This is a genomic window from Mycobacterium sp. ACS4054 (assembly GCF_001667275.1).
Classification (GTDB): Bacteria; Actinomycetota; Actinomycetes; order Mycobacteriales; family Mycobacteriaceae; genus Mycobacterium.
Map to the genome: position 1 here is coordinate 58229 of NZ_LZHV01000031.1, position 14151 is coordinate 72379.

11 protein-coding genes are annotated in these 14151 nt (G+C 66.7%); 4 read left to right on the top strand and 7 right to left on the bottom strand.

What is annotated here, in order from left to right:
* Window position 1 precedes the first annotated feature (1 nt).
* Genes A5730_RS06380 through A5730_RS06395 form a run of 4 tightly spaced genes read right to left on the bottom strand, consistent with a single transcriptional unit; the run spans window position 2 to window position 4242 of the window.
* Window positions 2-1279 carry an amidohydrolase family protein gene (locus tag A5730_RS06380; protein ID WP_067897151.1) on the bottom strand — a complete coding sequence of 426 codons (1278 nt, stop codon included), beginning with the start codon at window positions 1277-1279 and terminating at the stop codon, window positions 2-4.
* Between the two features lie 14 nt (window positions 1280-1293).
* Window positions 1294-2508: an amidohydrolase family protein gene (locus tag A5730_RS06385; protein ID WP_067897154.1), complete on the bottom strand. Its 1215-nt coding sequence runs from the start codon at window positions 2506-2508 to the stop codon at window positions 1294-1296.
* Between the two features lie 4 nt (window positions 2509-2512).
* On the bottom strand, window positions 2513-3316 hold the full coding sequence (locus A5730_RS06390; RefSeq protein WP_067897157.1) for an acetoacetate decarboxylase family protein: 804 nt from the start codon (window positions 3314-3316) through the stop codon (window positions 2513-2515).
* Window positions 3313-4242, bottom strand: coding sequence for an SDR family NAD(P)-dependent oxidoreductase (locus A5730_RS06395; RefSeq protein WP_231994643.1), 930 nt, complete (start codon window positions 4240-4242; stop codon window positions 3313-3315). Before A5730_RS06395 ends, A5730_RS06390 begins: the two co-directional genes overlap by 4 nt.
* Before the next feature lie 65 nt (window positions 4243-4307).
* Between A5730_RS06395 and A5730_RS06400 the strand changes: the two genes are divergently transcribed.
* Together A5730_RS06400 and A5730_RS06405 are read left to right on the top strand one after the other, a co-directional pair.
* Complete coding sequence (locus A5730_RS06400) at window positions 4308-5207, top strand: IclR family transcriptional regulator (protein WP_067897170.1); 900 nt, start codon at window positions 4308-4310, stop codon at window positions 5205-5207.
* A gap of 316 nt (window positions 5208-5523) precedes the next feature.
* Window positions 5524-6969: a hypothetical protein gene (locus A5730_RS06405; protein WP_156745711.1), complete on the top strand. Its 1446-nt coding sequence runs from the start codon at window positions 5524-5526 to the stop codon at window positions 6967-6969.
* Between the two features lie 25 nt (window positions 6970-6994).
* Here the strand turns inward: A5730_RS06405 and A5730_RS24915 are convergent, their stop codons facing one another.
* The 3 genes from A5730_RS24915 to A5730_RS06420 all read right to left on the bottom strand — a co-directional run bounded on the left by A5730_RS24915 (window position 6995) and on the right by A5730_RS06420 (window position 8598).
* Window positions 6995-7417: a hypothetical protein gene (locus A5730_RS24915; RefSeq protein WP_067897177.1), complete on the bottom strand. Its 423-nt coding sequence runs from the start codon at window positions 7415-7417 to the stop codon at window positions 6995-6997.
* A 154-nt stretch (window positions 7418-7571) separates the two neighbouring features.
* A complete protein-coding gene (locus A5730_RS06415; RefSeq protein ID WP_055403595.1) occupies window positions 7572-7802 on the bottom strand; it encodes a hypothetical protein in 231 nt (76 codons plus the stop codon).
* Between the two features lie 49 nt (window positions 7803-7851).
* Window positions 7852-8598, bottom strand: coding sequence for a hypothetical protein (locus A5730_RS06420; protein ID WP_067897180.1), 747 nt, complete (start codon window positions 8596-8598; stop codon window positions 7852-7854).
* Between the two features lie 274 nt (window positions 8599-8872).
* Between A5730_RS06420 and A5730_RS06425 the strand changes: the two genes are divergently transcribed.
* Window positions 8873-11734 carry a hypothetical protein gene (locus A5730_RS06425; protein ID WP_197506173.1) on the top strand — a complete coding sequence of 954 codons (2862 nt, stop codon included), beginning with the start codon at window positions 8873-8875 and terminating at the stop codon, window positions 11732-11734.
* 443 nt (window positions 11735-12177) lie between these two features.
* On the top strand, window positions 12178-14115 hold the full coding sequence (locus A5730_RS06430; RefSeq protein ID WP_067897185.1) for an alpha/beta hydrolase: 1938 nt from the start codon (window positions 12178-12180) through the stop codon (window positions 14113-14115).
* The last annotated feature ends 36 nt before the right edge of the window (window positions 14116-14151 follow it).

The window sequence follows — 14151 nt, forward strand, 5'->3', positions numbered from 1 at the left end:
CTCAGCTCTCCACGAGGTCGGGGATGGGCTCGGCGTCCGTCAGCCAGTGGCGTCCGGTCCGGCGGGCGGCCTCCCACTTGGGGATGCTGACCGCGTCGTCTTGGCCGAGGTCCTTAGGCGTGGGGCCGATGCGCTCGGCCAACCCGGCGAGGGCGCCCAGGTCGAAGTTGTATATCTCCGCCGCGGCCAGGCCCAGCATCTGCCGGGTCTCGTCGATGGGAATGTCCCAGAACGAGCGGTGCAGCCACTTGCGGGTGTGCGGCCACGTCCCCTCGGGGTGGGGAAAGTCGTTGCCCCACAATAGGTTAGACACGCCGATCTCGTAGCGACGCGCCAGCTCCCGACGCTCGGTGGTGGTGGCCCCGATGAAGCAGTTGCGGTCGAAGTAGGCCGAGGGCGGCATCGTCAGGTCGCCCTCCATCTGGTGGCTCATCTTCTTGGCCGAGTGCTCGCGCAGATACCGGGTGTCCATCAGCCAGAGCAGGTCGTTGGCCCAGAACGCGCCGCACTCCGTGACGCCCCACCGCAGCCCCGGGAAGCGCTCGAACACCCCCGACCACAGCGCGAACCACATCGGCCGCGCGCCCCACCAACGCACCTCGGTGACGTAGATGCCCAGGTGGCCGCCGTACTCCTCCTGCGGGGCGGGGCCGGAGTGCGTGTGCACCGGCATCTGCAGGTCCTGGCACGCTGCCCAGACCTTGTCGTAGCGGCGGTCGTGGTAGGGCGGGTAGCCGACCCAGCGCGCGGGAATCAGGATCCCGCCCCGCAGCCCGGACTCGGCCGCGCGGGTGATCTCGGCGACCGCGGCGTCGACGTCCGCCAGGATCGGAACCACCGCGACCCCGGCGCGGCGTTCGGGGCTGTGGCTGCACAGCTCGGCCAACCAGCGGTTGTGGGCGCGCGCCCCGGCCATCGCGCGCCCCGGGTCGAGGTCGCCCGACTGGCCCAGCCCGGCCCCGAAGGGCGCCCCGGCGACCCCGGTCACGGCGTCGGCGTCGGGGAAAATCACCTCGCCGACCACCCCGTCGCCGTCGAGCTCCCTATCCCGCAGGGCCACGTCCCAGCCGCCGGCGATGCCCTCGCCGTTCTCGGAGAACCACTCCTGGGCGAACTCCTCGTCGATGAATCCCCCGGCCTGCGCCGCCGCGGTCTTCTCCGCCAGGTACGCCTCGAAGTCGTCCCGGTATTCGGGGTCGACGTACTCGCGGTAGCGCTCGGTGGGGAGCTCGGCGTGGGTGTCGGCGGAGATGATGACGTACGGGGCCTCAGGATTCATGGTGCGTCCTTTCGCTACCAGGTGCGGATCGGGTCGGGCTCGAAGACGGTGCTGCTCGCGTCGGCCGGCACGGCGGCCAGCGGTTCGGCAACCTCGGCCACGGTCGGGCCGATGCGGGCGGTCAACGGCGCGAGCGCCTCGAGGTCGAAGCCGTAGACGGCCGCCGCGTTCCCGCCCAGCATGGCCGCCACCTCCTCGGCCGGGACGCGGGAGAAGGTGTGCCGCAACGCTTCTCGCGTGTAGGGGGCGGTCCCCTCGTAGTGCGGGTAATCGCTTCCCCACATGATGCGGTCGACGCCGATGCGATGGCGCTCGGCGCACTCGACCGGACGCATGAAGCTCGCGCCGACGTAACACTGCCGCGACCAGTACTCGCTGGGCCGCAGGGTCAGCGAGCCGGCGGTGGGTCCGGCGAACCGGGCGATCGCCGAGCTCGCTCGCCCGTACCGGGCCGCGGCGACGTCCAGCGAGTCCAGCGTTGCCGGTATCCACCCGGCGCCCTGCTCGGTGAAGACGACGGTGAGGTCCGGATGTCGATCCAGTGCGCCGCTGAAGATCAAGTGCCACAGAGCCCGGTGCGCCCACCAGTGCGTCTCGTACACCCACACGGCGAGCGAGCTGCCCCACCCGTCCATGGGACTAGGCCCCGCGTTGCCGCCGTGGTGGTTGAGCACCAAGCCCGCGTCCGCGCACGCCGCCCAGAGCGGCTCCCAATGCTCGGCGTAAAGCGGGGGAAGGCCGGTGCCGGGGGCGATTCCGGGCAGCAGCACGCCCCCGCGCAGGCCCAGCTTGGCGATCTGCGTCAGCTCGATGATGGCTTCGTCGAGGTCGCCGAGCAGGATCTGGCCCACCCCGGCGCGCCGCTCGGGCGACAGGGAACAGAAGTCGGACAGCCAGCGGTTGTGCGCACGCAGGCCGGCCCAGCGCAACTCGAGCTCGCGGGCGGTCTCGGGCGGCGGGGCGGCCAGGCTGGCGTGCGGGAAGAACGGCGGCACTGTGTTGGGGAAGATGACCTCGCCCGCGATTCCTTCGCGATCCAGCTCCGAGTTGCGTCGCTCGCTGTCCCAGTTGTGCTCGGCGTCGGCCTCCGCGAGATCCCCGAACGGGTTGACGTATGTCTTTGCCCAGCCGTCGAATTCGTCCCGGTAGTGCGGATCCAGGTAGTCGCGATAGTCGAGCAGGTCGGCGCCGGCGTGGCAGTCGGCCGAGATGACCGTGTACCGATCCATGCGCCTACACCCGCGCCGGCTCGGGCCCGGGGGCGGCGAGCAGGGCCACATCGTCGTAGCGCTGATGCACGTACGGCAGCAGCCACTCCTGCGGCACCCGCGCCGCAATGCGACCCACCTGGACGGTGCGGCGGCGACACCACGTGAAGGACGTGACCTGGCGGACCGCGACGTCGGCCACCGGGTCCAGCGGCGACTCCCCCAACTCGAGCGTGCCGTCGATGTTCTCCAAAAGCTCGTAGTGCCGGTGATATTCGCCGTACACCAGGTGGGGGTCGGTGATGCCGCTGCCGTCGGGGGCGCGCAGGAACTTGAAGTAGAACTCGGTGTTCACCTGGTCCGGCGGCAATTCCGCCGGGCCGGTGATGCGCCCGTCCACCCTGATCAGCTGGTGGCCCAACCGGTCAACGCCGGCGGTGACACGGTCACCGTCGCGCTCGACCTCGATGTGCGCTAATTTCTTTGGCTCGCCGAATGTTTCGCGCCCGCCCGTGACCGACTGTTCGGTGGACTGGGGCATGAAAAGCGGATAATCTCCCTCGACGTCGCCGTGCCGGGCGGTCACCGAGAACACGGCCGACCCGAAGGGCGCCATGCCCTCGATCCGGACCCGCTGCAGCTGGATGCGCACCAGGGGTTGGTCCGCCGGCGCCAACGGCTTGGGCAGCACGGCCGCGACGATCTCCGGATCGGTGAGGTAGGTGACGGTGACCGCCTCGGTGGCGATGGGCGCCTTGGTGGCGTCGATCTCGTGGTCGACCTGCGCCTCGGGCGGACGAGGGCCGTAACGAATCTGGTTGGCGCTCAACGTTTTCCTCCTTCAGTTTTCTTGGCCTGCTGACCCAGGACGTCAACCAGGTAGTCCGGCGCGCCCCGCGTGAGGATCGATGCCGCCTTGCTGCTCACCACTTCGTCGGCCGGCGTGGGCGGACCCATCATCCAGAACCGGTCAGCCTGAATTCCGTCCACCACCTGGTCGGCGACCGTCTCGAGCGGGGTGAACGCGACGTGCACGCCCGCGGCCTCGAAGCGGGCCACCACCTTCTCGAGTGTCTGGTCGGGTGTGCGGCGTTCCTGTGTCGCGGCATAGCGCTCCGGCCGGTGCCGCCAGGACTCCCAGATGCCGGTGTTCAGGAAGCCGCCGGGGAACAGCACGTGCGCCCGCACCCGGGTTCCGGTCATCTGCAGATGCGTGTAGAGGCTCTCGGTCAGGCAGAGCACCGCGGCCTTGGTCATCGGGTAGACCGCGGTGGCCGGTCCGCCCATGGCCCCCCGGGCGATCGGTGCGAACCCGCCGTTGCCCGAGCAGGTGTTGACCACGTGCCCTTCGCCTTGCTCGAGCAGCAGCGGCACGAACGCCTTGATGCCGTGGATGACGCCCAGCACGTTGACGTCGATCCCCCAGCGCCAGTCGGCCAGGTCGTGCTCCCACATGTAGCCCTCGGAGACGCCGCCGGTGCCGGCGTTGTTGCACACCACGTACACCGCGCCGAAGCGAGATTGCGCCTCCTTGGCCAGCGATTCGACGGAGGCATAGTCGGTGACGTCGGTGACCACCCCGGCCACGTCGACGCCCTCGTCCGCGAGCGCACGGGTCGCCTCGTCGAGGGGTTCGGCGAGCACGTCGGCCAGCACCACTTTCATGCCCTCTTGGCCGAACCGCCTGCCCATGGCCCGGCCGATGCCCCCGGCCCCGCCGGTTACGACCGCCACCTTGCCCGCGAGGTCCTTCATTGTGGCGATCGTCACATAGGCGCTTATGACATCGCAAGCGGTCGCATTATGCGACCATTGCGCCCATGGCTCCGCGGCCCTCCCCGCAGACCGAGCGGGTGGTGAACCTGTTCGAGCAGCTGGCGGGCGACGCGAACCGGGGGTTGACGTTGGCCGAGGTGTCGCGCCACCTGAGCGTGCACAAGGCCAGTTGCCACTCGATGCTTTCCGAATTGCTGCGCGCCGGCTGGCTGCTGCGCGACCCGGTCCGCAAGACCTACCACCTGGGGCCCGCCCTGGTCCGCCTCGGCCGAGAGGCGGCGGCGCGCTACCCCGCCCTGGTGTTGGCCCGCTCGGCGATGGCCGAGCTGTCGGCCGCGACGGGCGCCCACTGCGTGGCCTTCTCGGTGAGCGAGGACTACTCCACCGTCGTCGATCAGGTCCGAAGCCGTCGCGGCGGCGGGCACCCGATGCCGATCGGCACCCAGTTCCCGCACCGCCCGCCGTACGGGGCGTCGACCGTCGCGTGGTCCGCGCCGGAGGCTCGGGAACGCTGGCTGGCCGCGCTGCCCGCGGACGTGCGCGAGCGCTACCGCCAAGCCATCACCACCGCCCGCGAGCGGGGCTACGCGGTCGGTCTGCACCTCCTGCCGGATCTGCGGCTGCAGGAACTGGCGCTAATCGTGCGCAGCGCTGAGGTCCGTTCCACCCGCCTGAGCCAACTCGCACAGGCCTTGACCGACGAACTGATCCACCAGGAGGAATGGTTCCCCGTCAGCCTGGCGCCGGAGCGCACCTACGAGGTGAGCCACATCGACTCCCCCATCCTGGAGCCCGGATCCCGCATCGCGCTGATGCTCAGCCTGGTCCCCAGCGCCGAGCCGATGAGCGGCGAGGCGGTCACCCGGATGGGGGCGCAACTCGCTTCCGCGACCCGCCGACTAAGCGCGGCGTTGGCCGACGACTCGGTGGGCCAAATTAGTTGAGCGCCAATGGTTTCTGAGCGCACGTACTTTCGGCCGAAGCACTTTGCGAAAAGCTCAAACAATTTTTACAAATCCCCCGGTGATGGTCGGCTAAAGCGCTTATGCTTCGACCGACGAGTCGGGCCGTCGATTACGAAATTTTGTCGTCCCCGCCGATAAGGGCTGTGGCGACGTAAGCCCACGGACACATTCCCCCCGAGCCATCGCTTCGGAACGCCGTCTGCGGCTTTCGCACGGGCAAAAGGATCTCGACGAAATGGGCGCGCCCTTGAAAGTGGAGCGCAGTTCGCCGACCCCGACGAGAAGGGTCAGGACGATGTCGATCGACGAATCAACTTCGAACCTCGAGCGTGACAGCGCGGGATCATCGGGTGGCACCGATGAGCTGCGCGCTCTGCTAGCCGGCTACAGCAGCGTTCTCGAGACGCTCAACGAGGCGCCGGCGATCATGTGGGCAAAACCGTCGAGGCCCAGGTCCTTGCGGTGGATGCGGTTTCCAGCGCCGCGGCGCCTGGTGCGCATCCTTATCGTGCGTCATCTCTCCCGTAGCGTCGGCGCCCTTAAAGGCGGTGTGGCCAGGCGCATCGCCCTGGGCGGCGAGGCGCCCGGACCGAAATGCGATCACGAAATGCTCGATCGTTTCGAGCAATCACTACCCACGAAATTGCGATTGGCTGTCATCTGGCCAATGGCGCTGCTGGGCGTATTGCTCATCGCCTATTGCCTCGCGAATTTCTTTCGCGCGCGCTACAGCAAACTGCTCGGTGACCTCACCACCGCTGCGGTGAGCCTCGACCGCAAAGCTGCCGTAGTCGCATTCACGGATTCCTATCGTCGCGCCGCCGTCAGCGGTTTCAGGGTTGAGGCGTTCTCCTACGCAGGAGCGACGATCTTTGTTGCCTGGTCGGCCATGCTGATGATCATCGCGCTGCTCCCCGCGTTCGCCATCAAGCGCAAGTTGTTTGCGGAAGTGATGCCGCTCGAGAAATCCGGCTTCGCCGCACTGGGTGTTTGCCCCGTCCACGACACGGAGCTCGACCTGCTGGCATACGCCCTCCAAGTCTTCACCGTGGCCTTGATCGGCGCGTTTGCCGTCTTGCTTCCCGAAGGGAATCCCAGCCAGGTGGCCGTCGAACGGGCGTTCGGCGGACTGTTGATCGTCGTGACGGTGCTTGCGATTGTCGAGCTGCGTTCCCGCTTTGCGGCCCGCCGTGCAGGCTTCGAGCGCCGCCACGGCCGGCTCAGCCGATTGTCTCTTCGACTGGTCACCGCGGTGTCCATCTTCATCCTCGTCGAGTTGGTAGTCGTTGGGCGCCCGGCCATTACAAAACCAGCCGTGTACGCGATGCAAGTGGGCGACCAGCGAGGATGGTTTCGAGAGGTCAGCTTCAGGGTGACGGCCATCAAACCCGACGCGCCATGCCAAGATCCGTACCGGCCGCTCAAGCAAGACCAACAGTTTCTACGATTCGACCTTGAAACGTGGTCCACCGTCGACCAATTCGTCGATCCCGGGATCGTGAGCGGACTAAACCTTCGTCATTGGAGCGTCGCGAATAGTCGCGGGAAGTTGCAAACGAACCTCTACATGTACGCCAAGTGTGGTGACGGCACGGAGCCAATCTCGCAACCGATCACCCCCGGCGCGCATACGAGGACGGTGGTTGTGGTCAACGCGCCGAAGCCCGCCAAGTTTCTGCAGCTCTACATCCCGAATTATTACGGAATATGGCGCTGGCCCATCCCGGCTGCCAACGGATGAGATCGGACGACCCTCCAGAGCGGGGCTAGTCTGACGATTCTTTGGATTTCTTCGAGTCCGTGTCCTCGTCGTCCTCGTCGTCCTCGTCGTCCTCGTCGTCCTCGTCCTCGTCGTTTTCCTCGTCGTCGTTGTCCTCGTCGTCTTCCTCGTCGTCGTCCTTCTTGTCCTTATCCTTCTTGTCCTTCTTGTCCTTCTTGTCCTTCTTCTCCTTGTCCTTCTTCTCCTTGTCCTTCTTGTCCCCGTCGTCGTCGGAGTCCTTCGAGTCCTCCGATTTGTCGGAGTTGTCCAGCTTGTCCGCGTACTTCGTCAAGAGCTCAGCCAATTTGCGAGCCTCATCAGAGTCCAACGAATCGATGAATAGTTGCTCGTCGGCCTCCGAGACGCGCTGCACAAATACCGCGTCGTCCTTGATGCCGACGTCCCACCGGCCCCCTTCGTCACGAGCCATCTGATGCCGCCTTTCAACTAGTGAGCTGATTGCACAACCGACGCGCCCGGCGCGTTACAGCGTTGTTTACCCACTTGTGCCGGTCACGCCTCACCGATGTCCGCGCGGACTCGGGTAGCGGCGCTCGAAGGGGCGGCCCAGCTATGAGCGCGGCTTACGGCGCAAGCGGCCGCTTGAAGAAGCACGCGACGGAGAAGGCCCCGCGGTGGTCGGCATCGAGTCCGACCATTTCCCACCCCTGGCGGCCGAGTTCGTCCGCCTTCTGCTTCATCTCCTCCATGGCGGTGTCGCCCTCCAGGTAATCCCACGTGTACTCCCACTGCTGCGGGTACCACTTGCCATCGGAGGCCAGCCACCAACCCGGGCCCGGCGAAGGATTGTTCATGTGGTCGTGAGTACCACAGAAGGCGGCGAACGCCGACGCCGCGCCTCGATTACGGCGCGAACGCCCAACCGAGAAAGATGTTTTGCGAATCGTTGGGGCTCGGCCGTATTTCGCGGATGTGCGGCGGGGTGAAGTAGTTGGCGGTGAGGTACTGGCCGTTGCCCTCGCTGAGCATCACGTGTCCGGTGCCGTGGTCGAACCCCGGATTGCTGGTGAACACGAGCGCTCCCTCCGGGATGTTGTCGGCGTTCGGGTGGATCAGCCCTTTGCGATTGAAGTCGTTGAAGGCGTCCATCGCCGACGGGTATCTGAACGTGTGGTTGTAGGCCTGCTCGACGAACGCCTCGCATTGCACCGTGTTGTCGGGATCCGCGGCCAGCTGTCCGCGCGCCCACGCCATGGCGTGAGCCGCCTTGTCCTCGCCGGTCGTCGCGGCGGGCGCCGCCGCGGCGCCGCCGCCGCAGTCGGGCCCCAGCGCGTCGAGGGTGCGCGTGTCGATGTCGACGTCGGCAACGTAATGACCGTCAGTTGTCTTGTACCAGAGGTTATCCCAACCGCCGTTGGCGATTTGGTAACTGAAAAACCCCTTCACCGGCTCGCCCGCGGCGTGGCAGACGAGAGTCAGGACCTGACCGGCGTTGTAGACGCCGTCTTGGCCCGACTTCGCATTCGAGCCATTCATGCGCGGGGTGGTCGGCGCCTTGACGGTGGCGGTCGTCTCGGCGTGTGCCGGCGCGGCGCTGGGCAGACCTAACGCAAAAACGGCTACCGTCGCCGCCGCGATCGCTGCTTTCATTGCTGGGTCTTTCTGCCACGTCGCTATGAAATTGATCGGCACGCTACACCAGCGCCAAAGCCCTTGTCGCCGAAATGGCTATAAGAACTCGCGGGAGCAATTCCGCCGTTGCGCTTACATCGGCGTCTGGGCTTAATTACCATGCGCTGAGACAGGACCCGGTTTAACGAGGTAGACGATGCCGAAAACCGTTCGAGTGAAATTCCTCTATAGGCGCGCGGTCCCAAGGGCGTTGATAGTTCTGGCGATCGCGGGCGGCTCTGCGATCGCGCTGTTGGCTCTGCCGCACACCTGTGTGCCCCACATCGCGCGCTATATCTACGGCGACCGAAAAGGCGTGCTGGGCGTCGCCGATCGGATTCCCGGCTACCTCAGCGCGGACCTCCTCGTCATCCTCGGCTACGTATTGGTGCTCGGCGGTTTCGCGTGCTACTTCCGGACCCGGGCCGCATCCGTGACCGGCCGGCTGGTGGCGGGCTACGTCATTGCGGCCGTGGTGCTTACGGCCCTCGCCGACCTGGCCGAGGATGGGCTGCTTTACCTCACGGTGCATAACCAGAAGTCCACGATCTTGATCAATGCGACGTCCGCGGCGGCGACGGTCAAATGGTGCGCCCTGCTGATAGCGCTCCTGGGCATACCGACGACGGTGGGGATCCTTTTCCGCCAGGCCGCCGCATGGTGCAGGTACCGGCGGCTCAAGTCGGCCGAGGGCGCCGCCACCGCGTGGTGGGATCGCGTGTTGATTCCGAAGGAGCAAACGGGCGTGCGGTCGCCCGGCACGACCACACCGCTTGTCACCAAGGACGAGTGGAGCTGGGTCGAGGCGTACAGCGTGCCCGGCGCCAACGACGTGCTCGACCGGCGGAAAGAGGAACGGGTACAAGCGATTTGCCTTTCCGGCGGCGGGGTGCGGTCGGCCTGCGTGGCGATGGGCGCACTGCAAGTGTTTTCCACCCAGGACAAACTCAAGACGCGCGACGATCCGCAGCGATTCGGCGAGGGCGTAGAGCCGAAACTGGTCGACACCGTGGACTACATCATTTCGGTGTCCGGGGGCGGCTACACCGCCGGCGCCCGCCTGCTCGCCCTGCAGAGCGACCCCGAAAGCCCCTTGATCTCCCAGCGATTCGAGGACGGATCGGTCGAGTTCGACCATTTCCGCAGGGGCTCCAGCTATATCGCGGACTCCCCGGCCGACCTGATCAGGGCGCTGGCCGAGGTGCTCAAGAACCTGCTGGCATCCCTGACCATCCTCTTCACCCTTCCGATCCTGATGGGATGGGTGTTCGGCTATCTGCTGGCCCGGCCGCAATTCTCGTTCGCGGCCATCGTTCCGGTGCCGAATCCGCTAGTCGACGCCAGTAGGAAGCACCTTCCCCGGGGCTATTCCCTTTGCCTGATAGACCATCCCGCGTCGTGGTATGCAATCGGCTTCTTCGCGGCCTCGGCCGTAATTTTCACCACCGTGGCGATCGTCATCGAATTGCTCAGCTGGGAAGAGGGCGGCGAGACCTGGAAAATGCGGATGCAGCGGCTCGCGGTGGGCAGCGCGGTGTTCGGGTTGGTGGTGCTGGCGGTCGCCGTCGGTTTGCCCGTTCTGATGCGGCTCTGCTCGACGTTGAGTCTGCACGCCTCCGACAACCCTGGCGCGGCGGCGGCGACCTTCTCCGGCGTGGTGGGCCTGAACTATCTGGCCGCGGTGGTCGCGATGGCGTGGAAGAAGCGCACCGCCCTCTCCGAAGAGGCGGAGAAGCTTTCGACGTGGAAACGGTTGCTGCCGCCCGGCATTGTCCCGACGATCCTGGTGACCGTCACCCTCGCCGTCCTGCTGGTCGCGTGGCTGACCACCCTCGGCGTCTTCGCCGCGGCCGTCTTCCGCACTGTCACCGCGGACGGGGTGGAGGGGGGCTCTCGATACGTGCCCAACGTGTGGTTCGTCGGGGCGTTGATCGTCACCATTTTGTGGATCGGCGTTGTGGACGTCACCTCGGTGAGCTTGCATCCCTTCTACCGGCGCCGCCTCGCCCGAACCTTCGCCGTGCGTCGCGTCCGCGCACCGGGCGGTGGTTGGCAGGCGAAACGCTACGAGGAAATCGAGTGGACGTGGTTGCCCGACTATGGCCAGGTGCCCGACGACCGAGGGCCCCGGTTCATTTTCGCCGCCGCGGCCACCATCACCGGCGACGGAAAGCCGGCGCCGGGACTGAATGCGGTGTCCTACGTGCTCAGCGGCGACCACATCGGCGGCCCCGAGCTCGGGTGGTTGCACACCCCCGCCCTGTTCGATATCGCGCCCCCACGAATCAAACGCGATCTGACGGTGGTGGCCGCGGTCGCGGTGAGCGGCGCGGCCTTCGCCTCGGCGATGGGCCGCCAGCAGAAGGGATTCGAAAAGCTGCTGGCCGTCTCGGGCGCCCGACTGGGGACCTGGTTGCCCAACCCCAACTTCGTCGCCAGCCTCAAAAACGCCGAGGACGGGACCGGCGGCGACGAGAAGGAGAACCGGAGGCCGTGGCCGAAGTGGCTACCCACCATTCGTGGCGCCGGCTACTTCTACCGAGAATTGTTCGGGTTCAACTACAACGACGCGCGTCTGGTGCAGATCAGCGACGGCGGCCACTACGAAAACCTGGGACTGGTGGAGGCACTGCGGCGCCGCAGCCGGCTGATCTTCTGCTTCGACGGCGGCGGCGACGCTCCCCCGTTGCTCAGTGGGCTGGCCGACGCGATCCGGTTGGCCAAATACGAGTTGGGCGTGACGATCACGTTCGACTCGGCCGATTACCCGTTGACTTACCTGGCCCCGGGCTCGGGCACGCTTCCAGAAGACAAGGCGTTGGAAAGCCTGAAAGACCGCGTCACCAAGAAGACGGTCGCGGTGGCCACCATCACCTACCCGGCCGCCTCGGGCCTTGCGAAGGACGACCGTACGGGCGTGCTGATCTACGCGAAAGCCGTTCTGTCCCAGGACTGTCCGCAGTGGCTATTGACCTACGCCGCGTCGAACGTCGTGTTCCCCCACGACCCGACGTCGGACCAATGGTTCAACGAAGGGCAGTTCGCCGCCTATACCGCGCTCGGCCGGATCATGGGGCAACAGGCCTACGACTGTGCGAAAGATGTCCTCAAGTGAGCGGTTTCTAGTCACGGCGGGGGCGGCGGGGGCGGAGGAGGTGTCCATCGCCGCCCGTCCGTCGTCCAGCCGCACGGCAGCCAGTTCAATTGGGGGCCGTCGAACGTCAGACATTTCGGTCCGAAGGGCGGCGGGGTGGGACCCGGTGACGGGGGGTCGGCGCGGGCGGTCGCTCCGCCGAGCATCAAAGCCCCAACGGCTACACATATCGCTGCCGGCTTCTTCATCGCCACTCACAAAGCGGCGATCGCTAGCCTTCGGCCTGCGCGTTCACGGTACGAAATTCTAGTCGTCCCGCCGCGTTAAAGACCTTGAGAATTCCTGCCAATCGGCGCACGAAGGCCTGTCCCCAACCCGGGCTCGGGGTGACGGTGCGACGCGGCCGAGAGTGTTAAGTTCGCCGGCATGAGTGGCCGCGACGCCGCGAAACCGCTGGCGGGGCGATGCAGCTGCGGTGCGTGAGCATCGCGGCGCTGGTCGCCGAAGCCGGCGGTGATCCCTGGGCGATCAACCAGAGCCTGCAGGCCGGTAGCCCGCGCCAGATTTCAAATCTCGCCGAAGCTTTTCATCGGGCGGCCCGCTGCGCCCGCGAGGCGAATGCCGCCTTCGAACAAGCGCGCAAGCGGTTCGAGGCGGCCTGGGACCACCCGAACGGCGATCATCCGATCAACGACTCCACCGAAGTGCGCCGGGTGACCAGAGCCCTCGGCGCCCAGTCGTTCCAATTACCCACGATCGCGGTCGACCTGGAGAACATCGCCGCCGCCTTGGCCGAGGCACAGAAGTCGGCAACCGGCGAGATGGCCACCCTGAACGCCCGGCTGCACCACCTCGACGACGTGATCGGGCGGGTCATCGAAATGGAGAAAACCGCCCACCTTGGCGCGGCCGACAACGACGCCCTCGAAGCGCTCGTCCGCGCCTGCGAAGACGACGCCGTCAGCGACACCACCGCCGCGCTTACTTCGCTGCGGTCGCTGCGCGCCGGCTACTCGGGTACGTTGCGGGACGCGCTGAACAACTTGGGAGCGGATGACCACGGCCCGGAGCCCTTGCCGAAAGCCGGTGCGGACGACCAAGTCCCGTCACCGAACAGCAACGCCGCCGACGTGCATCGCTGGTGGACGTCACTGACGCCCGAGCGGCGCCAGTGGTTGATCGACGAAAACCCGGACCGCATCGGCAATCTCAACGGCGTGCCGGTCCCCGCACGGAGTAACGCCAACATCGCCGCGATGACCCGGGACCTCGACCGGGTGCGCGACATCGCCACCCGCGCTCGAACGTCCGTCGCCGATGTGCTGCGTGATCCGGCCCGATACGGGCTATCGGTCACCGACGTCACCCGCTATCGGAACGCCAACGAGACCAAACAAGGCCTCGACCACGACGCGGTCGACGATCCCAACCCGACTTATCTGTTCGCCTACGACCCGTTGGCATTCGGCGGCAAGGGGCGCGCCGCCATCGCAATCGGCAACCCGGACACCGCGCACAACACCGCCGTGATCGTGCCCGGCACCGGAAGCAGCGTGCGGGGCGGCTGGCTGCGTGACGCGCACAACGACGCAATCAACCTGTTCGCTCAGGCCAATGCCGCCGACCCGGGCAAGTCGACCGCCGTGATTGCGTGGATGGGCTACGACACCCCCGACGACTTCTCCGACGTCGAGCGCATCTCCACACCCAAACTCGCCCGGGCGGGCGGCGCGGCGCTCGCGCGAGATGTCAACGGGCTGTGGGCCACTCACCTCGGCACCGGCCAGCACGTTACCGTGCTCGGTCACTCCTACGGTGCGACAACCGTGGCCGATGCCTTCGCCGTGGGCGGCATGCACGCCAATGACGCTGTGCTGCTTGGTTGTCCGGGCATCGACGCCGCCAACAGCGCGAGGGATTTTCACCTGGATGGCGGTCATGTATTCGTCGGGGACGCCTCCACCGATCCGGTCGGGATGCTCGGGCAGCTCGACGGGCTGGGCAACCATTTCTTCGGCGGCGACATCGTCGGTCAGGTGACGGGCAGCGACCCGGGGCTGGGCGCCGACCCCGCCGTCGACGGCTTTGGAACGGTGCGCTTCCGCGCCGAGGTGCCCGGCTCGGACGGCATCGACCCCCTCGACCACTCGCACTACTACTACCCGGGCAGCGAGGCGCTGCACGCCATGGCCGACATCGTCTCCGGCCACGGCGAGGCGTTGGAGGCCGACGGGCTGACGGCGGGACATCGCCGCCAGGTGGGCGGCCTCCAGCTTCGGATTCCGGGGCTGGCCCCGATCACCGTGGGCCCGCACACGCCGGCGATCCTCGACCCCGAGTGGGCCCGCCCGCGCGGTTCTATCACCGATAACCATTTTTTTGACGGCCAGCGCCATCATTGATCGGCTGATGCTTAATTCTTTTGCAGCGCAATGATT